This window comes from Pararobbsia silviterrae (assembly GCF_003628125.1).
GTDB classification, from domain to species: domain Bacteria; phylum Pseudomonadota; class Gammaproteobacteria; order Burkholderiales; family Burkholderiaceae; genus Pararobbsia; species Pararobbsia silviterrae.
Genome location: NZ_RBZU01000001.1, coordinates 715,793 through 736,324 on the forward strand (window position 1 = coordinate 715,793; position 20,532 = coordinate 736,324).

The window sequence follows — 20,532 nt, forward strand, 5'->3', positions numbered from 1 at the left end:
CGACGCGCTCATTCAAGACATCGAAGCGGGTGCTCAAGCCATCGACGCGCTCGTTCAAGACATCGACACGGATGCTCAAGCCATCGACGCGGTCGTTCAAGACATCGACACGGATGCTCAAGCCATCGACGCGCTCGTTCAGGACATCGACACGGACGCTCAAGCCGTCGACGCGCTCGTTCAAGACGTCGACGCGGGCACTCAAACCGCCGACCTGCTCGTTCAGAACGTCGACCCGCCGGCCTACGTCGTCGATTCGCTCGCCGAGTACGCCCAGCGTCGTGACAACGACATCGAGCGTCGTGGCGATTTTGCGCGTGCAGAGCTGTAAATCGGCGATGGCGTTCGCGTCGCGAGTCGCGTGTCTTGATGCGCGCCGTCCGACCGTATTGCGCGCGGGCCGCGTACGTAGGGCTGGATGTGCGTGCATCATGGCGCCCCCTCGTTCGACCGCTCAAGCGCAATCCGCTTGCGCGATTCCCCGCGACCGTCGCCGGCCGATATCCGCCACGTGAACTTCATACTCACCTCTCCGATCGCGACGCAAGCGCACGAATGCTTGCACTCGAGAAACGAGCTTACGCCCCCCTCTCAAGTTGATCGAGGTAAGCCAAGAAGTTCGCGTGTAGGACTATTCAGATACAACGCCATCCTTTCTCAACTTGCTTAGACGTTCGTCAGATAGCCATTCGGCATCGTTCCGGCTGTATTTTCAGGACGCGATGGTGTCCGTTTGGTCGACTTGCGAATCGGTTGAAAAGGGGCCATCCGCCGCATCGTCGTCTTGCGCCTTCGCGAGCGCTTCGCGATACGCGACGAGTTCGGCGATCGTGAGGCACGGCAATGCATGTTCGCGTGCGTAGCGGAGCACCTGCTCGCCGCGCGCCATCGAACCGTCGGGATTCATGAGTTCGCAGAGCACGCCGGCAGGTTTGAGTCCGGCAAGGCGCGCGAGATCGACCGTGCCTTCGGTATGGCCGCGTCGTTCGAGCACGCCGCCGGGTACGGCGCGCAACGGGAACACGTGGCCAGGCCGCGCGAGATCGTCGGGGCGCGCGTGATCGGCGATCGCGGCGCGAATGGTCGTGACGCGGTCGGCTGCCGATACGCCGGTCGTGACACCGTGCACGGCTTCGATCGACACGGTGAACGCCGTGCCGTAGCGGCTCGAATTCGACTTGACCATCGGCGGCAGATCGAGCGCGCGCACGCGCGCGTCGGTCAGGCACAGGCAGACGATGCCGCTGCAATCGCGAATCATCATGGCCATGCTCTCGACGCCGATGCGCTCGGCGGCCACGATCAGATCGGCCTCGTTTTCGCGGTCGTCGTCGTCGAACAGCACGACGGGGCGGCCTTCGCGCATCGCGTCGAGCGCGGCGCCGATTCTCGGGGGAAGGGGAACTGAAGGGTGCAACGTGTAAGACATGAAACGCTCCTCGCTAGCCATATGGCGAAAAACGTTTCAGGGCGACGCGGCCACCGACCGACGCAACGCAAACCCGCGCAAAGCAGTGCAAAGACAATTCGCCGCGCAGCACGCCGACGACACGGCATCGCGCCACGACACCGTGGTTCGACGATCCGCGACGTTCCGCAGCGACAATCGTGTACACCGTTTCGCGCCGTCCGCGCAGACTGCCAGACAGCACTTCCGCGCATCTTCTCTCATCCGGACTCTAACCGTCGGCTCTGGCTTCGCACCAGATCTGCTGACCTTGCATCGCGTGAGCGGCTCTCGATGTGCCGTGCGCGACGCAAGCGCTCGCGGGCTCGCCAGATTGCCTGGCATACCGCCGGTGGGGAATTTCACCCCGCCCTGAAGACGCACTTGTTTGTGCAAGCCGGCTCACGCGTCTCCGCGGAGCCCGGATCTTGCAGTGCAATAAGCTTACCTCATGGTTGAAGAGTTTGCTTGTGTTGGCCCGACTTCAACCAGGGGCTTTACCGCGCGGGGCGTGGCCTACCGCTTGGCGTCAGACGGAATCGGCCCATGCCTTGGCCGCCTCGACGGCGCGATGCCAGCCGCGCAACTGCTGCTCGGCGTCGCTCGACGCGATCGCCGACGTGAAGTGGCGATCGGGGCGCCATTGCTCGGCAAGCGCCTCGATGCTCGGCCAATACCCGACTGCAAGGCCCGCGAGGTATGCGGCGCCGAGCGCGGTCGTCTCCGTGACCTGGGGACGCACGACATCGATGCCGAGCAGATCGGCCTGGATCTGCATCAGCAGGTTGTTCGCGGCGGCCCCGCCATCGACGCGGAGTTCCGAAATCGGCTTGTCGGCGTCGGCTTCCATTGCCCGAAGCACGTCGATCGACTGGAACGCGATGCTGTCGAGCGCCGCACGCGCGAGATGCGCCGATGTCGTCGCACGTGTCGCACCGAACATCGAGCCGCGCGCATGGGCGTTCCAGTGCGGCGCGCCGAGGCCCGCGAACGCGGGGACGAGGTAGACGCCGCCGCTGTCCGGGACGGCGCCCGCCAGGCCTTCGATGTCCGCCGCGGTGCGGATCATGCCCATGCCGTCGCGCAGCCATTGGACGACCGCGCCGCCGATGAAGATGCTGCCTTCGAGCGCATAGTCGACGCGTTCGCCGATTTGCCAGGCGATCGTCGTCACGAGGTGGTTGTTCGATTCGATCGGCCGGCTGCCCGTGTTCATGACGAGGAAGCAGCCCGTGCCGTACGTGTTCTTGACCATGCCCGGGCGGATGCACATCTGCCCGAACAGGGCCGCGTGCTGATCGCCCGCGATGCCGGCGATCGGTATCGGTGCCGCGAATAGCGAGGGGTGCGTCATGCCGTACTGTTCGGACGACGCGCGCACCTCGGGCAGCAGCGCGCGCGGAATATCGAGCGCGTCGAGCAAATCGGGATCCCACTCGCGCGTATGGATATTGAACAGCATCGTACGCGAGGCGTTCGTGACGTCCGTGATATGCAGCGCGCCGTGTGTGAGGTTCCAGACGAGCCAGCTATCGACCGTACCGAAGGCGAGTTCGCCGGCTTGCGCACGGGCGCGCGCGCCGTCGACGTTGTCGAGGATCCAGCGGATTTTCGTCGCGGAAAAATACGCGTCGACGGGCAGACCCGTTTTGGCGCGAATCGTCGGCGCGAGGCCGCGCGCCTGAAGCGCATCGCAGAGCGCGGCGCCGCGGCGGTCCTGCCAGACGATCGCGTTGTAGACGGGCTGACCGGTCTTGCGATCCCAGATCAGCGTGGTTTCGCGTTGGTTCGTGATCCCGATCGCGGCGATGTCGTGCGGTCCGACACCCGCGCGCGTGACCGCTTCGGCCGCCACGCCCGCCTGCGTCGACCAGATTTCACGCGGATCGTGCTCGACCCAGCCCGACTGCGGATAGATCTGGCTGAATTCCTTTTGCGCGATCGCGACAATGGCGCCTTCGCGATCGAACACGATCGCGCGGGAACTCGTCGTGCCCTGATCGAGCGCAAGGATGTACGGGGCCGGACTCGGCATGCGGATGTCTCCTCGTTATTGTGGCGGCTGCGTGGCTGCGGCACGATCGGTTGGCGTGATCGGTCGGCGCGTTCGGTCGAAGTGCGTCGCGCATCGCGTCGCAGCATGCATCGGTATCGGACAAGGTAACAAACTCGTACGAGCTTGTCGCGCACGACGACGCAGGCGTCGGTGTGATCTCCATCGCCGGGGCGCGATGACGGAATGCGTGTCAGTCGGTGCCGCCGGGCCGATGCGAACACACGACTGATTGCCGAATATTGCCGTAAGCCTCGCGTTTTTTCGGCGCCGCCGCGCACGTGCTTCGGCCTTGCCAGTCGGGCTTCGCACAGCGATTCGCCGTTGCGCTCGGCAAGGTTCGCGTACGAGCCGGCAGATCAGTCGGGCATGTTTTCTGCGGATGACCAATAATAGGGTAACCACGCATACGGAACCGAAGCGCAGTCGCTGCGGTCTTTTAGGCGACGAGAATCGGTTGTCGAACAGACGCGTACGTTTCGTGGCCTGGTTTCTGTTCAGATTGCGATCGGCTTGCAGGAAATGGCTTATCGCCTCTTGTCACGCGCGGGTCGAGCGCGGCCGGCACAGCGCCGGGCGCTAGTGGGCCGGCGTGACGCGGGAGGCCTCAGCACGACTGGAGGGCGGGAAAGTGCAAAACGAAAAAATCGTGGTGATGCCCTGGCGGATCGAAGACCTCGATCTGTCGCGCATCGACCGACAGGCCGCGACGGCCGATGAAGACTTGATGCTGTTGCTCTGCGCGTCGTCGTTCATCGAAAGCGGCTCGGATCTCTATACGACGAACCTCTCGGCGTATTTCGGCGGCGATGCCGAAGTCGAAGGCTGGCTCAACGATCATTGGGAACACGAGGAGCTTCAACACGGGCGCGCATTGCGCGCCTATATCGAGCACGTGTGGCCCGACTTCGATTGGGATCTCGCGTTCCGCAATTTTTTCGACGAGTATTCGAAGACGTGCTCGATCGAAGGTTTCGAAAAATCGCGCGCCCTCGAGATGGTCGCGCGCTGCGTCGTCGAGACGGGCACCGCGACGCTTTACCGCGCGATCAGCGAGTTGTCGACCGAGCCCGTGCTCAAGGAGCTCACGAACCTGATCCGGTCTGACGAAGTGCGTCACTACAAGCACTTCTTCCGGTACTTCCGTAAATACAACGAGAAAGAGAATCACGGCCGCTTCGCGGTGCTCGGCGCACTCGCGCGTCGCGTCGTCGAGATCAAGAACGAGGACTCGGAAATTGCCTTGCGGCATGCGTTCGAGATCCGCTATCCGGATCGCGCCGGCGACAAGGCGTATTTGAAGGAGAAGTGCGCGCGCGTCAATGCGCTCGTGAGACGGAACCTGTCCGCCGATATGTGCGTGAAGATGTTGCTGAAGCCGCTCGATATTCCGCCGCGCATCTCGCCGGGCGTGCACTACCCGCTCGCGAAGATCACGCAGCACGTGTTTTTCCGCTAACTCCGCGGACCCGCGCGCCGGTCCGCATCGTGCAGAAGCAGCCGCCCTGGCTGCGGCCGTTTGCGATGGGTTTGCGATCGCTGACGGACGCCACGATCGCGGACCGTCTCGGCGGCGATATCTGTCTGTGCAGCTCGACGGCTTGGGCGATCACCGATTGCCTCGGCGATCGCCGCTCACAGCGTCAGGCGGTTACTCGCCCCGTGTCTTGGCGCGCGCTTGCGGTTGGGCGCGCTGGCCGCCGTGCGACGGATGCGCGTTCGACTGTGCGTTGCCCTGTCCGCCACCGAGGATCGCGGCGCGGCGCGGTCCGTTGTGGTTCCGGTTGCCCGCATTCGCATGCGAACCGTTGCTGCCTTCGCCGTTGCGCTGTCCTTGACCCCCGCCCGAGCGTTGAGCCGAGCCGCCGGCGCCATCGCGCGCCGGCTTGTTGGTCGAGAAGCCGCGGCCGCCGTTCTGATCCTGACGATTGCCCGATGCGCGTTCGCCGTGACCCGCGCGGTTGCCGTTCGACCCGGCGCCTTGACCTGAGCGAGGGTTCGCGGCGCCGTTCGACGCGGGCCGCGCACCGTTCGATGCGGCGTTGCCCGGTGCATTCCGGTTGCCGTGTTCGTTACGTCCGCGTTCGCCGCCCTGGGTCGCGCGCGCACCCGACTGACCCGCGGGCGCACCGCGCCGCGCGCCGTTGCCGCTCGCGCCTGCCCGGTGACCGTCGCGCGGCGCATTGCGCGGCGTGTCGCGTTGGCCGCTGCGGCGCTGGATCGGTTCGGGCTTTGCGTTCGGATCGGGCTCGAAGCCCGGTACGACCTCACGCGGCAGGGCGCGCTTGATGAGCTTTTCGATATCGGCGAGCAGGCCGTGCTCGTCGACGCACACGAGCGACACCGCCTCGCCCGTCGCCCCCGCGCGGCCCGTGCGGCCGATTCGGTGGACGTAGTCCTCGGGCACGTTCGGCAGGTCGAAGTTGACGACGTGGGGCAATTGATCGATGTCGATCCCGCGTGCCGCGATGTCGGTCGCGACGAGCACCTGGAGGCTCGCATCCTTGAACTCGGCGAGCGCGCGCGTACGCGCCGACTGGCTCTTGTTGCCGTGGATCGCCATCGCGCTGATGCCGTCCTTGCCGAGTTGCTCGGCAAGCCGGTTCGCGCCGTGCTTGGTCCGCGTGAAGACGAGGACCTGGAACCAGTTATGTTCGCGGATCAGATGCGTGAGCAATTCGCGCTTCTTGTCGCGATCGACCGGGTGGACCTTCTGAGCCACGCTCTCGGCCGTCGTATTGCGGCGCGCGACTTCGATCATCGCGGGCTTGTCGAGCAGATCGTCGGCCAGTTGCTTGATCTCGTCGGCGAACGTCGCCGAGAACAGCAGGTTCTGACGTACGCGCGGCAGCACCGCGAGCACTTTGCGGATATCGCGGATGAAGCCCATGTCGAGCATCCGGTCCGCTTCGTCGAGAACGAAGATTTCGATGTGCGAGAGATCGATCGTCTTTTGCGCGAGGTGATCGAGCAGACGGCCCGGCGTCGCGACGACGATATCGACGCCGCGGCGCAGCTGGTCGATCTGCGGATTGATGCCGACCCCGCCGAACATCATCATCGACTTGAGGTTCAGATACTTCGCGTAGTTGCGCACGCTTTCCTCGACCTGCGCGGCGAGTTCGCGCGTGGGCGTCAGGATCAGGGCGCGGATGACGGGTTTGCCGCTGCGCTGCAGCGGTCGCGTCGAGAGACGATGAAGGATCGGCAGCGTGAAGCCTGCCGTCTTGCCGGTGCCCGTCTGCGCGCCGGCGAGCAGGTCGCCTCCCGCGAGAACGGCCGGGATCGCCTGGCGCTGGATCGGAGTGGGGGTTTCGTAACCGAGTTCACGGACGGCTCGGACGATTTCGTCTGCGAGGCCGAGTTCTGCAAATGACATGGAACGCCTGAATATTGCGGTCGCGCATCACCAAGCCTGCACGGCGATGCGGAGGAATGAAAGCGAAGGGCGCGTCCGACCGGAACGCGCCCTTGCTGAGTCGCTTGTACGGCGCCGTCGTCAGTCGAGCGGGGCCGAGCGGAGATCGTTGACTTGCTGCGGCGACACCGGCGTGCCGTGGTTACCCCACGACATCCGCACGTAGGTCACGACGGCTGCGATTTCCTGGTCCGAGAGACGTTGCGCGAACGGCGGCATGCCGTGCGGCTGCAGGTTCTCGGTCGTCGACGGCGGATATCCGCCGTTGAGCACCATGCGAATCGGGTTCACGGCCGACGGCATCTGGATCGACTGGTTGTTCGCGAGCGGCGGGAAGCCCGGCGGATGACCCAGACCATTGGCCGCGTGGCACTCGACGCACTGGCTCGTATAGATCTTTTCGCCTTGCGCGAGCAGTTGCGAGCCGAATTCCTTCGACGTCTCGAGCTGCAACGCTTCCGGCGCGTCTTTCTTCTGCGGCAGCGACTTCAGATAGACGGCCATCGCCTTGACGTCGTCGCTCGTCATGTACTGGAGGCTGTTGTGAACCACTTCAGCCATCGGACCATAGACCGCGCCGCGTTGCGACACGCCCGACTTCAGCAGCGTCGTGATCTCGTCGAGATCCCAGTCGCCGAGACCGGCTTCCTTGTTCGACGTCAGCGACGGCGCATACCAGTTCTGCAGCGGGATCAGACCGCCCGCGAAGGCCGCGTTCTGGTTCGCACCGCCGAGCGCGTTGATGCTCGTATGGCACATCGTGCAGTGGCCGAGGCCCTGGACGAGGTAGGCGCCGCGGTTCCACTCGACCGATTGCGTCGGATCCGGCTTGTACTCGCCTTCACGGAAGAACAGCGTACGCCAGCCGATCAGCGCGTTCCGGTTGTTGAACGGGAACGGCATCGCGGGCGTCTTGTTTTCCTGATGCACGGGCTTGATCGAACGCAGGTAGGCGTAGATCGCGTCCGCGTCTTCGCGCGTGACCTTCGTGTACGACACGAACGGGAACACCGGATACAGCAGGCTGCCGTCCTTCGCGCGGCCCGTATGCATCGCGCGATAGAAGTCGTTTTGCGTCCACTTGCCGATACCCGTTTCGTCGTCGGGCGTCAGGTTCGGGGAATAGAGCGTGCCGAACGGCGTCGCCATCGGCAGACCGCCGGCCATCGGCTCGCCGCCGCGGACGGTATGGCAAGCGATACAGTCGCCGGCGCGCGCCAGATATTCACCCTTCTTGATGAGATCCGCGTCGGTCGTCGGCGTGGCGGCTTGCGCCGTGCCTTGATGTTGGCTCGAACCCGGCCAGACGACCGGGACCAGCGCTGCCGCAGCGACGATGACGACCGCCGACAGCGCGAAAAGGCTCTTGCGTTGCATGGTTCTCTCCTGATCGCTTACTGCGGTTCGCTGCCGCAGGCGAGCGGCGTCTTCAACGAGCCAGCCGGAGCCGGCACGGGGTTCTGCGGCGCCTTTTGCGTGGAGAGCCATGCGGCGACGGCGCTGATGTCTGCGTCGTTCAAACGCGTAGCGATTTCATGCATGCAGTCCGGCGCGAGCGCGTGACGTGTGCCCGAGCGCCATGCGCCCAATTGGGCGCTGATGTAGTCGTTGTGCAGTCCGACGAGACCCGGAATCGCGGGTTGCATGCCGGTCAGGCCCTTGCCGTGGCACGCGATACACGCGGGCACGTTCTTCGAGGGGTCGCCGTTGAGCACGATCTGCTGGCCGCGCGCGACGACGGAGTCGGGCACGGTCGGCGCCGACGGCGTCGGGTACGGCGGACGCTGATTCGAGAAATACGTCGCGATCTGATGCAGATAGTCGTCCGACAGGTACGTCACCAGGTAATTCATCGGCGGGTACTTGCGGCGGCCTTCGCGGAAATTCTGGAGCTGGTTGAACAGATAGTCGGCCGGCTTGCCCGCGAGACGCGGGAAATAGTCGTTGTCGGTGCCTTGACCCTGAGCGCCGTGGCAGGCCGCGCACGCCGCGACCTTCGATTGCATCGTGTCGGGGGCCGGGCTGTTCTGTGTATCGGCAGCACGGACGGAAAGGCTTGCGCTGGCGCCGACGAGCAGCAAAAGAGCCAGCAGCGGACGAAAAATGCGTCGTGAAGACACGCTTTACTCCATCAATTACGGGGGACCTATTGGTTGCCATTCCCGGTCGCGACACCTGGGCGGCCCTTCTTCTAACCCTGTTCAACCCCGTCGCGTCGTCCGCGCAGTCGCCCGCGGGCGAAGGATCGGAGCGGCGTTGGGTACGGCAATCGTCTGGCGGATCCGGCGCCGTCGCGAGACGCGCTCAAATCCAAGGATTGCCGCAGCGCCGCATTCTAGCATCGGCCCTCGAATGCATCACTGCAGACCCGAGAACCCGGCGTTGGCCCGAGATTATGCATCGATTCCCGCGCGAGCGGGAGGGTAAACACCGTCGGGCGTCGGGCGTCGGGCCCGAGCCCCCGGCGCGCGCTGTCGCGCACAGCGCTCAGGGCCTGCCTGCGGGCGTTTCACGGGCACCGGCCGGAATCGAAATCCGACCCCTTTGCCTCACGCCGAGCGGACCGCCCGGGAAAAGTGTCGCAGTTTTGCGAATGCGGTCCGCGTGCGGCGCACAGCCTGTGTCGAACGACAAAGAAAAACGGCCGGGAGATCCCGGCCGCGTTTCAAGTCGGCTTCTTGTTATCGGACGCCGCCCAGGAGGTGCCGCTCGCGTCTAGGCGGCGACCGGCTCCTCCAGGCGTACCACCATGTCCTCGTGGAACATCTCCTGGCGCAGCTCGCCGATTGCGTCGAACCACTGGCAGATCAGCCAGATGCCTTCCGCGAAGGCCACCGGTCCGACCTGATTGACGGTCATCGACGCCCCCCCGGACTTGAGGCGCACCACGTCGCCGATTTCGTAGCGTGTTGTCATTGTCTTCCCCGTCGGTATGGCCGGTCCTGCTTGGTATGCGTGGGTCGTGCACGCCCGGGTCGATCGTGCTGCTCGGGCGCTGCCCGGGTGCCGCGTCGCACGGACCAGCTGAGACGCGCGGCTTGCCTGGTATTCATTCATCTCTGGAATCCAAAATTGCCGTAAAGCGCGGACACACCCACATAGGCGATCGCACAGCCGATGAGCTTGCCCTCGAAGATCGGCCACGCGAGCCTCGCGAGCGTGCCGTCCGCGAGCAGATCGGCAAGCTGCGGCAGCACGAACAGTCCGACGAGCGCCAGATAGATGCCGTTGATCGTCGAGCGGCGCAGCGCGTGGCTCGCGCCGATATTGAGCGCGACGACACGAATCACCAGAAAGGCGAAGAGCGCGCCGACCGCATATTGTTCTCGAAGCAGGTAATCCGGAATGTCGCCGTACATGATTCGCCCCGTGGATGCATGTTGCGTGACGACATAAGAGCAAGGATCGGGCCCGATTGATATTTATTTTCCTAAAGTCCGATTGATGATGAAAACATTCGATTGAATTTCGATAAACAGGGAATAAATATCCTTTTGGGCCGGTTGGCGAGCGGGAGTCGCCGGCAGGCCGCCAAAAAACGTTACGTAGGCGAAACGTGACATCGGGTACACGCGCCGTAACGTGGCGTCGCGCGGCGTGCGCCGATCGTCGGACGCAGAGAGGACGTATGGAGGACGGGCGCCGATACGGGACGGCGTGCGAGGCGGGGGCCGGTGTCGGACCATCGTCCGTGCACCGAATGTTGCAGTGCTGAAACATGATCGGGGTTTTCCCGATCCGTTTTTACGTGTGCGCGAAGGATCGATTCAATCTTGAGACGCCGGACGACGGCCGGGCTGCCGGTCGGCGGGTCGGTTCGGTTGGCGGCCCGGTTGGCGGGTCGGTTTGCGGCCGGCTCGGCGGCGCGGCCGCTGCGGAAGGCGTTTGCGCTCCGACAACTGCATCCAGTTGCGCAGGGCGATCAAGCCCCCGATCGCCTCGAGCAAGGCCGCCGGCACCCACATGACGAGGCCGCCGATCGATTGATCCATCGATTGCGTGATCCCCCCGAACGCACGGCCGCAGAGGTCGAACACGGGGTAGAGATCGTGTTGCGAGAACGTGATGTACGCGCCGGCCAGGATTTGCGGCGACATTGTGATGACGGGCGAGAGCACGCGCATGCCGGCCTTCATGCGCGCGGGCGGCGCGGGCCGGTGGTCGAGCAGCATCCACCAGTAGACGAGGCCCGTGATCGTGACCGACCAGTTCATGAAATGGTAGAGACGCCAGTCGAGCATCGATACGAACTGGATCGACGGCACGAGCCAGATCAGGACCGAGAGCACGAACACGAACGTGACAAGACCCGGATGCAGCAGGACCGCGCTCAGGGCGCGCATCGCGGGCCGTCGCGCGAGACGGCGCAAGCGCATACGCCAGGCGAGCGGCAGTCCTTTCCAGAGCACGGGGCCCGGCAGCCCCGACATCAGAATCAGCGGCGCGAGGTGGTGCAGGATCAGATGCTGGATCCGGTGAATGAAGAATTCGTGCTCGGCGTAGTAGTCGAGCCGTGTGTGCAGCGACAGATAGAGCACGAGCGTGCCGGTCCAGAACGCGAACTGGCGGCCGAACGACACGCGCTGGCGCCGCGCGCCGCGGACATAGAGCGCGATCCCCGCGATAAACAGCAGGACCAGAGGGGGGGACGGTTCCCACGGAATCAGATAGGACAGCAACGGAACCTCGAACTTTCAGGCGCCCGGCGGGGCAAGCCGTGCCCTTCTCGCCGCGCCGCGTTCAGGCGATGATCCGCGTCGACGGGCGCACACTGGCGTCAACGGCGCTCATCTTACCAGCGCGGCGTACCGGGCTCCGGCTAGAGGGAATTCCCCGACTGGAAGCCCTGCGGGCTCCCGATACCATCTGCGGTCATGAAAAAGTCTTTTGGTCCGCCCGAGACCGTCACGCTGGCGAAGATTGCGCGTGCGGCGGGCGTCTCGTCGAGCACCGTGTCGCGGATTCTGAATGGCACGGCGCGCGTGTCCGCCGAGAAGCAGCGCGCGGTCGAGGAAGCGGTTCAGCGCTACAACTACCGGCCCAATGTGCTCGCGCGCAGTCTCGCGAGCGGCCGCACGGACACCATCGGTGTCCTCACGCAGGACATCGCGAGTCCGTTCTATGGCGAATGGCTGCGCGGCATCGAGGACGAACTCACGCAGACCGGCCGCTCGCCGTTGTTCGCGAGCGGCCATTGGAACGCCGCCGACGAACAGCGGCAGCTCGAGAATCTGCTCGCGCGATGCGTGGACGGCGTCATCGTGCTCCACGGCTTCGTCGATCCCGATTATCTGCGCGCGTACTCGGAACGCGTGCCCGTCGTCATGCTCGGGCGTCCGCTCGATCCGTCGCCGCGCCTCGTCTGTCTGGGCGTCGACAACCGGCAAGGCGCCTATGACGTCGTGACGCATCTGATCGAGCTCGGTCATCGGCGCATCGCGCATATCTCGGGTCATGCGCTGCAGCCCGATTCCGAGCAGCGCTTGATCGGCTATCGCGAGGCGCTTGCCGACGCCGGGATCCCGTACGACGACACGCTCATCGAACGCGGCAACTTCGAGGAGTCGGGCGGCCTGGTCGCGATGGAGCGTTTGCTCGACGCGGGGGTGTCGTTCTCGGCCGTGTTCGCGTCGAACGATCAGACCGCCTATGGCGCGCGGCTCGCGCTGTACCGGCGGCATGTTCGCGTGCCCGACGACGTGTCGCTCGTCGGGTTCGACGATCTGCCCGGATCGCTCTATCTGACGCCGCCGTTGACGACCGTGCGCCAGCCGATTTACGAGATCGGCCGGATGGCGGCCGACGCCATGGCGCGACTGTTGCGCGGCGAGGCCGTGCCGACGCAGATCATGCGCGTCGAACTTATCGAGCGTGAAACGACCGCGCGGATCGGGACCGGCGCGGCGTCTTGAGGTGGCGTCTTGAAGCGGTGGCGAGGGGCGGTGTCTTGGAGCGGTGTCTCGAAGCGGTGGCGAGGGGCGGCGTTGCGAACCCGGCCGACGCATCGGCGCGTCGTTAGACGGGGGCCGGCGGGGGCAGACGCGTACGTCGTCGAGGTCGTCCCGCGCGAACGCGTTCCGATTTTCAAAGATTCGTTGAAGATGAATTCGCGGCCAGGTGGTTTGCGGGGCCGATGTGCACACGCATGATGCGACCCAAGGGCTGGCGCACGAATCGGTGTTTGAGCGCAGCGCGCGGCAAGCCGGCCCACTCATCCGAACATCCTGACCATGAGGGTTGCCATGAAAGCCATCGCCTATAGAAAGTCGTTGCCGATCGCCGAGCCGGATTCGTTGATCGACATCGAATTGCCCGAGCCGACGCCCGGCGAACACGATCTGCTCGTCGACGTGCATGCCGTGTCCGTGAACCCGGTCGACACGAAGATCCGCCGCAACGTCGCGCCGCCCGAAGGCGAGGCGAAGGTGCTCGGTTGGGATGTGGCCGGTGTTGTCCGGGCCGTCGGCTCGAAGGTGAGCCTGTTCAAGGTCGGCGATCGCGTCTGGTACGCCGGTTCGCTGGTTCGTCCCGGCGCGAACAGCGAGCGGCATGTCGTTGACGAGCGCATCGTCGGGCATATGCCGGCGAGTCTCGATTTCGCGAGCGCCGCCGCGTTGCCGCTGACGACGATCACCGCGTACGAGATGCTCTTCGATCGTCTCGGGATCGCGGAGGGCGCCGCGAGCGCGGGGAAGCGGCTCCTCGTCATCGGCGCCGCGGGCGGCGTGGGCTCGATTCTCGTCCAGCTTGCGCGCCAATTAACCGGATTGACCGTGATCGGCACGGCCTCGCGTCCCGAGACGTCGGCGTGGCTCGAAACGCTCGGCGCGCACCACGTGATCGATCACACGAAGCCGCTCTCGGAAGAACTCAAGCGCATCGGCATCGCGCACGTCGAGTACATCGTATCGTTGAATCAGACCGATACGCATTGGCCGCAGATCGTCGAGTCGATCGCGCCGCAAGGCAAGCTTGCGTTGATCGACGATCCCGAGCACATCGACGTCCGCATGCTCAAGCGCAAGTCGGCGTCGCTGCATTGGGAGTTCATGTACACGCGTTCGATGTTCGGCACGGCCGATATGATCGAGCAACACGTGCTGCTCGATCGCGTCGCATCGTTGATCGACGCGGGGACGATCCGCACGACGGTCAGCGGCAACTTCGGCACGATCAACGCCGAGAATCTCAGAAAGGCGCACGCCTTGATCGAGAGCAACAAGGCCAAGGGCAAGATCGTTCTCGAAGGGTTTTGACGGGAGCTGTTGCGTCAGTGAGGCTTCGCCGGCCGGTCGTTACGCGCGACCTGTTCGTCGAGGCGCTCGTCGTCGAGCCCGGTCGGTTCGAGGTGCGCGGTCACGTCGGCCTTCGGAAAGAGTTCGGCGACGGCCTGCTCGACGGCGTCGCAGACCGCGTGGCCGTCGTGGACCGACAGCGTGCCGTCGACCTCGACGTGGAAGTCGACGAATACGCGATCGCCGCCATAGCGCGTGCGCAAGTCGTGCATGCCTTGGACGCGATCGCAATCGAGCACGGTCGCGCGAATTTTTTCGCGCGTCTCGTCGGTGAGTTCGCTGTCGAGCAGTTGCGCAAGCGACTCGTTGGCCATGTCGCGCGCATTCCAGAGCATATAGGCCGAAATCAGCAGTGCGCCGATCGAGTCCGAGCGGGTCCAGCCGAAGACGTGATCGAGCGCGAGCGCGGCGAGGACGCCGAAGTTGACCGCGATGTCGGTCATGTAGTGCGCGCGGTCGGCGGCGATGGCGGTCGAGCGCGTTCGCTTGACCACGTAGGTTTGCACCGCGACGAGCGCTGCCGCGGTCACCGTGCTGCCGATCACGACCCAGATGCCGAGACTCAACGCTTCGAGTTCGACCGGCGTCACGAGCCGGACGATCGACTGCGCGCCGAGACCGAGCGCGGCGCCCGCGAGCAGAATCGCCTGCACGAATGCCGCGACGGCCTCGCCCTTGCCGTGCCCGTATCGGTGTTCGCGGTCCGCCGGTTGCGCCGCGTATCGGACGCCCGTGAACGTGACGACCGATGCGACGACGTCGACGAGCGCATCGGCGGCCGACGACAGCATCGAGATCGACCCCGTCGCGGACCAGGCCCAGACCTTGACGCCGACAAGCACGAGCGCCACGCACATCGACGCGATCGACGCGACGTTGCGCAACGCGGCATTCGATTCGGCGTCGAGGGTGGGCTGGCCCGCGCGACGCGCGGGGTCGAGTGTGGCGTCCGAGATCACGTCGGGTCCTTGAAGGGTTGGGGGAGCCTGATCTCGCAATTATGCGTGGGCCGGCCCGCCGGGTGGGTCTTAACCCGTTTTTCGGCTTTTGAAGAGAATCGATCCGATTCTCGTTTTCGTCGTCGGTGGCGTCGTGCGACGTGCTCGCGAGGCACCGCCTCCCGCTTGAGCACGCGCTAGTCTGCGGCCGTTTTGTGACAGTTCGGTTGCGCGCGAGCTTGCCGACACCGTCCCGCGGATCGGGGCCGCGCCTTGCGTGCACGGGAGCAGACGCTCTAGTCGAACGTAGTCGGGAATGTGTTCGCGCCACCGTGGCATTGCCGAACGGGAATCGTTTCGAAGCGTACAGGGCTTACGCGTCATTCAGCGTGTTCCTACATCGGAGTCGTTTTTGGTTGCCGTTTACGTAGAAGGCTCGCGCGGGAAACCGTCTCGCGCGAAGCGAGCGAATCGGCACACGAACGGGACAATGTAAGCGTACATGCATAGCATCAAAATCAAGATCGTCGTTGCGTTGGGTATTTGCGTCGCGTTGATCGTCGCAGTCGGGGTGTTTGGACAGATCGGGATGGCGAGGTTGACACAGGGTTTGCGCCAGACCTTCGTACAGAACACGATACCGGTCGAGGATCTCGCCAGCACGCGGACGAGCGAATATGAAGTTCGGCTCGGCTTGCGGCGGGTTCAGGTGTTTCCTGACCAGACGAAAGCCGAAGTGGTGAAGATTCGCGCCGCGCAGACGCGTTTGAATGCGGCTTGGCGTCACTACTACCCTGACGGCATCTCCAACGACGTCGAGCGCCAGCTCGCCGATCGTATCGATGGCCTGATGCGCCAGTTCAACGAGGCGACCGATAGTGCATTGACGGCGATCGAGGGCGGCGATCTGAACGGTGGTGTGGCGGGCGCGGACACGGTGCCGAAGGTCGGGAACATCCTCAGTGACGCCCTCAATGAAGATGCCGACATGAATCTCGATATGGCGCTGCGGTTCGCCGATCGAAACGCGGAGATGGCGCACTCGATACGGTTGATCGCCGTCGTATTGGTCTGCCTGGGCGCCGTGATCGCGATCGGCATTGCCGTGTATCTGGTTCGTGCGATCTCGAAGCCGCTCGAACAGGCGGCCGACGTCGCGGACCGGATCGCGCGCGGTCAACTCGACAATCGGATCGAGCATGAATCGAAGGACGAGGTCGGCCGTCTGCTCGATGCGCTGGCGCGCATGGACGCGCAATTGAGCGAGACGATTCGCGGCATTCGTTCGAGCGCCGAATTGGTCACGGTCGCCGCGCACGAGATTTCGGAGGGCAACACGGATCTTTCGGCGCGTACCGAGGAGCATGCGTCGTCGCTCGAACAGACGGCGTCGAGCATGACCGAGTTGACCGAGACCGTGAAGCACAACGCGGACAATGCACGGCAGGCCGGCACGCTTGCGACGCGCGCGACCGCGGTCGTGACGAACGGCGACGAATCCGTGCGGCGCATGGTTCAGACGATCGGCCGGATCAGCGGCAGTTCGAGCAAGATCTCGGAGATCACCGGCGTTATCGAGGGCATTGCCTTTCAGACCAATATTCTTGCGTTGAATGCCGCTGTCGAGGCGGCGCGAGCCGGTGAACAGGGCCGTGGTTTCGCCGTCGTCGCGAGCGAGGTCCGCAGCCTCGCGCAACGCTCGGCTGCCGCCGCGAAGGAGATCAAGGAATTGATCGGCTCGTCGGTTTCGATGATCGAGTCGGGCGCCGAGCAGGCGAGCGAAGTCGGCGAGACGATGGACGAGGTCAAGCGTGCGATCGAGCAGGTGTCGGGCATCGTCGTCGAGATTGCGAGTGCGTCCGAAGAGCAGAGCCGCGGCATCGAACAGGTCAGTCACGCAGTCGCGCAGATGGATGGCGTCATGCAGCAGAATGCCGCGCTCGTCGAGCAGGCCACGGCGGCGGCTCACTCGCTCGAGGAACAGGCGGAGATACTCAGGGATGCTGTGTCGGTGTTTCGCGTCGGCGACAGGGCGCGCGCGTTGGTCCCCGCGTTCGCGTGAGGCGGGGCGCTCGGTGTGCGCGTGGGGGTGCTCACCAACGCCAGCGCATGCCCGCGTTGCCCGTCACGAGGCTTCGGTGCGCGCCGTTCACGTTCGTCGTGTAGCTGGCGGCGGCAAAGGCGCTGCCGTGCGCACTGAAGTTCGCCGCGAGGCCCAGGTCGAATTCGGCGGCCGTCGAGGCGACGCGCGCCGAAATCACCGTCGTGTTCGCATAGGTTTGCGTGTCGGTGCCGTCGAACGTGCGCCACAGGTTCGCGCGCGCGTAGGGCACCCATGTCGTGCCCGCGCCTTCGACCGTGCCTTGCGCGCGCACGCCGATACGGCCGATGAGACCGCTGTCGGAATGCAATGCGACCGTCGAGATGCCGTCGTCGATATCGTCGATCGCGACATGTTGGAGGATCAGTTGAGCCTGCGGTTCGATGCTGAGCGTGCCGGCCAACGGCATCGGCAAGCCGCCCTCGATCGATCCCGCTTCCATATGGCCGTGCGAGCCGCCGACGACGCCTGAGTTTGAGGTGGGGTCGATCGACAGCAACGAGCCCATCAGAACTGTATCGGTGTACGCGCCGCCCGGACCGACGTGGGTCCAATAGGCTCCGACGCTATAGGCGTCGATCGCGAGGCGTCCTGCAGCGTACTCCGGAAAGCCGAGCGCGAAGCCGCTGACATCGCCGCTCGCGCGTGCAAAGCCGACGATAAGGCCCGCGTGGTTGCGATGGCCGTTCTCGGTCACGTCGGCGTAAACGTCCTGACCGATCTGGAGGCCTCCCGTATCGCCGCTGAATTCGGGGGTCACGGTGCCCGTGTTGGTTTGCGCCAGATGACTGCCCCAGATGTGCGCCCAGGATGCCGAGAGCAGTCCCGTGTCGGTCAGCGACGCGGGATCGCCGTGCCGGTCGTCGAAGGTGCCGAGTTGCGCGATGCCGAGCGTGCGCGCGAGTTCGGGCATCTCGGCGTAAATGGGGACGTCGATACGGTAGAGCGGTGTCGGGTCGGAACCCGGCGGCGGCGCGGCCGGAAGCGGCGGTGTGCCGATGGCGGCGATGGGTGTCGGCGTCGCGGCGGCCGTCGGAGCCGGTGCGGGCGCGACGCTCGAACGCAGATACCAGTTGTCCGACGTGCCGGCGTTCACGCCGCCCTTGAACAACGCATAGGCGTACGCGCCGGCCTCGAGCGGCGCTTGCAACGTGAACGCGCTTGCGGTCGTCGTCGCGCCGTCGAGCGCTTGTACGACGAGGATCCCGTTCAGCAGGGTCGCCGCGCCCGTGCCGCCGACGTTCGCGACGCCGATCGCTGTACGGCCTGTCGCGCTGCCTTGCGAGATCACGAGTCGATCGCTCGGCGCGTTGTCGTCGCCGAGCACGGTCTGCAACTGCAGCGTGCCGTTGAGGCCGATGTAGTTGCCGTGGATCACGAGCGCGTCCGTCGTGCTCGCGCCGCCGTTCGTCAGCGAGATTGTTCCCGCGTTGCGGACTGTCACGAGCTGACCCGCGATGGCGGGCGCGATCGGCGGATCGCCGAGTCCGCCCGCGAACAGGGTGCTTGTCGCGTCGATGCCGAGGGCGCCCGTGCCGATGACCGCATTGCCGAGCGTCAGGCCGGGGGTGTCGAGCGTCAGTTGACTCGCGTTCGTCAATTGCACCGACGTCCAGTTCGTGAAGCGGCTCGCGATGTGCGTCTGCGTGTGGTCGAGCGTCAGTGTGCCGGTCCCCGTGCCGCTCGATAGCGTGGTGAGCGCGTTCAGGTTCGTGTCGGTCAGGCCGATCAGCGTGGCCGTATTGTCGAGCCCGGCGAGCACGATCGATCCGATCACGACGCCTGCGTTGCGCCAGACGAGCGAGTCCGACGGACCCGTTGACGTCGTGATGCCTGAACCGACGGTGCCGCCCGTGATGACGATCGCATTCGCGCCGGCGCCGAGATTGACGATGCCCGTCGTCGAGCCGCCCGACATCGTGAAGGTGTCGTTGCCGGCGTCCGTTTGGACCGCCGCGACGGCGCCGCTGAGTGTGCCGCTGTTGTCGATCGACACGTTGACGTTGCCTTGTGCCTGTATCGCGATGAACGCGGTGCTCGTGATCGAACCGGTATTCGTGATGAGGGCGGGGGCGCCGACGAAGAGGCCGGCATCGCGGGCGTCGATCGATCCTGCGTTGTCGAGCGTGCCGCCGCCGTTCGCGATGACGCCGTTGACGGATGGCGCGACGATGCGCGCGCCGGCGCCGTTCGTGAAGGTGGCGGATTCGTTCATGAAGACGGCGTCGCCGCCTTGGCCGGTCATGGCGATCAGACCGTCGTTCGTAACGGTCACCGGGTCCGAGTTGAGTGTGAGGATGCCGAATGCGCCGGGGCCGGACGCTGTGATGCTGCCGGTGTTGATGAGCGTCGCGGCGCCGGATCCGTAGGGCGTGCGGCCGGAGATGTCGCCTGTCGCGTAGAGTCCGGCCGTGGTGGGGCCCGTTACCGTGATCGAGCCGGTGTTGACGAGGGTGTCGTTCGGCGCGATGCCGGCCATGCCATATGAGCCCGTGCCCGAGGTCGAGAGGTAGCCGTGGTTCGTGAGCGTCGTGTTTCCGGGGCCTTCGAAATCGATCATGGCGCTCGCGTTGTCGCCGGTCGTCGTGATCGAGCCGGTCGTGTCGTTGAGCAGGTTCGACGAAGCGGCCGAGGTGTAGAGGCCTTCGGAGAATTCGCCGGTGGTCGTGATCGAGCCGCGGTTGACGAGCCGATCGTTTCCCGCGCCTGTGCCGTTGGCCATGATGCCTTTGGCGACGTATCCGTTCGTGTTCAGGGTGCCGTCGTTGAAGACGGTGCTTTGATCGCTGACGACGATCGCGGTCGTCGTCGTGTCGAGTTCGGCGCCGGGCAGGATGTTGACGGTGACGTTCGTGCTGCCGGGGATCGCTGTGATCGTCGCGCTGGTGGGATTGGGTGCGCTCGTGTCGCAGGTGACGGTGTCGCCGGTGTTCGGCGCGAGGAGGTTGCAGGCGGCGAGCGCGGCGGGTAGCGGGCCGAAAATCGGCCCGATAATCGATAGTCCGAAAACCAATGGGCGCACATCGATGCGAAGGTGGGGCGTCGCGTTCGCGTGAGCGGGGCGCATGGGGGCCTCCGGTCTGGCTTGGCATGCACAGGCTTCGTGTGTCGGACGATCGTGTGCGGATTCGGGCGAACGCGTCTAGCCGAAACGCGAACATTCGGTGGCGTGTCGTGTGATTGCCTCGATCGGCATCCGACGGGATGTCACTGCGGAACGGAGCGTGCGCGGGATGGGCCGAGTGGGATGGACTGGCAGGCGCCGAGGGTTCGCATGCGG

Annotated in this window: 15 protein-coding genes and 1 riboswitch; of the genes, 5 read left to right on the plus strand and 10 right to left on the minus strand. The window is 65.1% G+C overall.

Going from position 1 to position 20,532, the window contains the following annotated elements; all coding sequences use genetic code 11:
• Positions 1 to 331, plus strand: a 331-nt coding sequence (locus tag D7S86_RS29410; RefSeq protein WP_121083377.1) for a hypothetical protein, incomplete at its 5' end; no start/stop codon positions are given.
• 381 nt (positions 332 to 712) lie between these two features.
• Here the strand turns inward: D7S86_RS29410 and ribB are convergent.
• Positions 713 to 1,429 (minus strand): 3,4-dihydroxy-2-butanone-4-phosphate synthase, encoded by a 717-nt coding sequence (ribB, locus tag D7S86_RS03295; protein ID WP_338069144.1) that lies wholly within the window; start codon positions 1,427 to 1,429, stop codon positions 713 to 715.
• Positions 1,430 to 1,656: 227 nt separating this feature from the next.
• Positions 1,657 to 1,831: riboswitch (FMN riboswitch) on the minus strand.
• Between the two features lie 145 nt (positions 1,832 to 1,976).
• Positions 1,977 to 3,482 carry a glycerol kinase GlpK gene (gene glpK / locus D7S86_RS03305; protein WP_121083383.1) on the minus strand — a complete coding sequence of 502 codons (1,506 nt, stop codon included), beginning with the start codon at positions 3,480 to 3,482 and terminating at the stop codon, positions 1,977 to 1,979.
• 673 nt (positions 3,483 to 4,155) lie between these two features.
• Between glpK and D7S86_RS03310 the strand changes: the two genes are divergently transcribed.
• Positions 4,156 to 4,959, plus strand: a complete 804-nt coding sequence (locus tag D7S86_RS03310; protein ID WP_121083385.1) for a ferritin-like domain-containing protein — start codon at positions 4,156 to 4,158, stop codon at positions 4,957 to 4,959.
• Positions 4,960 to 5,151: 192 nt separating this feature from the next.
• Here D7S86_RS03310 and D7S86_RS03315 read toward each other — a convergent pair whose 3' ends face one another.
• From D7S86_RS03315 to D7S86_RS03340, 6 genes are all read right to left on the minus strand, one after another.
• Complete coding sequence (locus D7S86_RS03315) at positions 5,152 to 6,879, minus strand: DEAD/DEAH box helicase (protein WP_121083387.1); 1,728 nt, start codon at positions 6,877 to 6,879, stop codon at positions 5,152 to 5,154.
• A gap of 120 nt (positions 6,880 to 6,999) precedes the next feature.
• Entirely contained in the window at positions 7,000 to 8,295 is a 1,296-nt protein-coding gene (locus D7S86_RS03320; protein ID WP_121083389.1) for a c-type cytochrome, read from the minus strand.
• Positions 8,296 to 8,312: 17 nt separating this feature from the next.
• Positions 8,313 to 9,038, minus strand: coding sequence for a c-type cytochrome (locus D7S86_RS03325; protein WP_121083391.1), 726 nt, complete (start codon positions 9,036 to 9,038; stop codon positions 8,313 to 8,315).
• Between the two features lie 595 nt (positions 9,039 to 9,633).
• A complete protein-coding gene (locus D7S86_RS03330; RefSeq protein WP_121083393.1) occupies positions 9,634 to 9,834 on the minus strand; it encodes a YodC family protein in 201 nt (66 codons plus the stop codon).
• 137 nt (positions 9,835 to 9,971) lie between these two features.
• Positions 9,972 to 10,277 carry a hypothetical protein gene (locus tag D7S86_RS03335; protein WP_121083395.1) on the minus strand — a complete coding sequence of 102 codons (306 nt, stop codon included), beginning with the start codon at positions 10,275 to 10,277 and terminating at the stop codon, positions 9,972 to 9,974.
• Between the two features lie 408 nt (positions 10,278 to 10,685).
• The gene (locus D7S86_RS03340) at positions 10,686 to 11,597 is read right to left on the minus strand and encodes a cytochrome c oxidase assembly protein (RefSeq protein ID WP_121083397.1); all 912 of its coding nucleotides are present in this window, start codon (positions 11,595 to 11,597) and stop codon (positions 10,686 to 10,688) included.
• Positions 11,598 to 11,792: 195 nt separating this feature from the next.
• Here D7S86_RS03340 and D7S86_RS03345 point away from each other — a divergent pair, with 195 nt between their 5' ends.
• Complete coding sequence (locus tag D7S86_RS03345; protein WP_121083399.1) at positions 11,793 to 12,830, plus strand: LacI family DNA-binding transcriptional regulator; 1,038 nt, start codon at positions 11,793 to 11,795, stop codon at positions 12,828 to 12,830.
• Positions 12,831 to 13,160: 330 nt separating this feature from the next.
• Positions 13,161 to 14,174, plus strand: a complete 1,014-nt coding sequence (locus tag D7S86_RS03350; protein WP_121083401.1) for a zinc-binding alcohol dehydrogenase family protein — start codon at positions 13,161 to 13,163, stop codon at positions 14,172 to 14,174.
• A 14-nt stretch (positions 14,175 to 14,188) separates the two neighbouring features.
• On the opposite strand, the gene D7S86_RS03355 is transcribed toward D7S86_RS03350, so the two are convergent.
• Positions 14,189 to 15,172, minus strand: coding sequence for a cation diffusion facilitator family transporter (locus tag D7S86_RS03355; protein ID WP_240647969.1), 984 nt, complete (start codon positions 15,170 to 15,172; stop codon positions 14,189 to 14,191).
• Between the two features lie 481 nt (positions 15,173 to 15,653).
• On the opposite strand from D7S86_RS03355, the gene D7S86_RS03360 reads away from it, so the two are divergent.
• Positions 15,654 to 17,213: a methyl-accepting chemotaxis protein gene (locus D7S86_RS03360; protein WP_240647970.1), complete on the plus strand. Its 1,560-nt coding sequence runs from the start codon at positions 15,654 to 15,656 to the stop codon at positions 17,211 to 17,213.
• A 31-nt stretch (positions 17,214 to 17,244) separates the two neighbouring features.
• Here the strand turns inward: D7S86_RS03360 and D7S86_RS03365 are convergent, their stop codons facing one another.
• The gene (locus tag D7S86_RS03365; protein ID WP_121083403.1) at positions 17,245 to 20,319 is read right to left on the minus strand and encodes an autotransporter family protein; all 3,075 of its coding nucleotides are present in this window, start codon (positions 20,317 to 20,319) and stop codon (positions 17,245 to 17,247) included.
• Positions 20,320 to 20,532 lie beyond the last annotated feature (213 nt).

Bases quoted from the DNA above. Each gene is read 5' to 3' on its own strand.
- ribB (WP_338069144.1), bottom strand. From the start codon at position 1,429: ATGTCTTACACGTTGCACCCTTCAGTTCCCCTTCCCCCGAGAATCGGC.
- glpK (WP_121083383.1), bottom strand. From the start codon at position 3,482: ATGCCGAGTCCGGCCCCGTACATCCTTGCGCTCGATCAGGGCACGACG.
- D7S86_RS03310 (WP_121083385.1), top strand. From the start codon at position 4,156: ATGCCCTGGCGGATCGAAGACCTCGATCTGTCGCGCATCGACCGACAG.
- D7S86_RS03315 (WP_121083387.1), bottom strand. From the start codon at position 6,879: ATGTCATTTGCAGAACTCGGCCTCGCAGACGAAATCGTCCGAGCCGTC.
- D7S86_RS03320 (WP_121083389.1), bottom strand. From the start codon at position 8,295: ATGCAACGCAAGAGCCTTTTCGCGCTGTCGGCGGTCGTCATCGTCGCT.
- D7S86_RS03330 (WP_121083393.1), bottom strand. From the start codon at position 9,834: ATGACAACACGCTACGAAATCGGCGACGTGGTGCGCCTCAAGTCCGGG.
- D7S86_RS03335 (WP_121083395.1), bottom strand. From the start codon at position 10,277: ATGTACGGCGACATTCCGGATTACCTGCTTCGAGAACAATATGCGGTC.
- D7S86_RS03345 (WP_121083399.1), top strand. From the start codon at position 11,793: ATGAAAAAGTCTTTTGGTCCGCCCGAGACCGTCACGCTGGCGAAGATT.
- D7S86_RS03350 (WP_121083401.1), top strand. From the start codon at position 13,161: ATGAAAGCCATCGCCTATAGAAAGTCGTTGCCGATCGCCGAGCCGGAT.
- D7S86_RS03360 (WP_240647970.1), top strand. From the start codon at position 15,654: ATGCATAGCATCAAAATCAAGATCGTCGTTGCGTTGGGTATTTGCGTC.
- D7S86_RS03365 (WP_121083403.1), bottom strand. From the start codon at position 20,319: ATGCGCCCCGCTCACGCGAACGCGACGCCCCACCTTCGCATCGATGTG.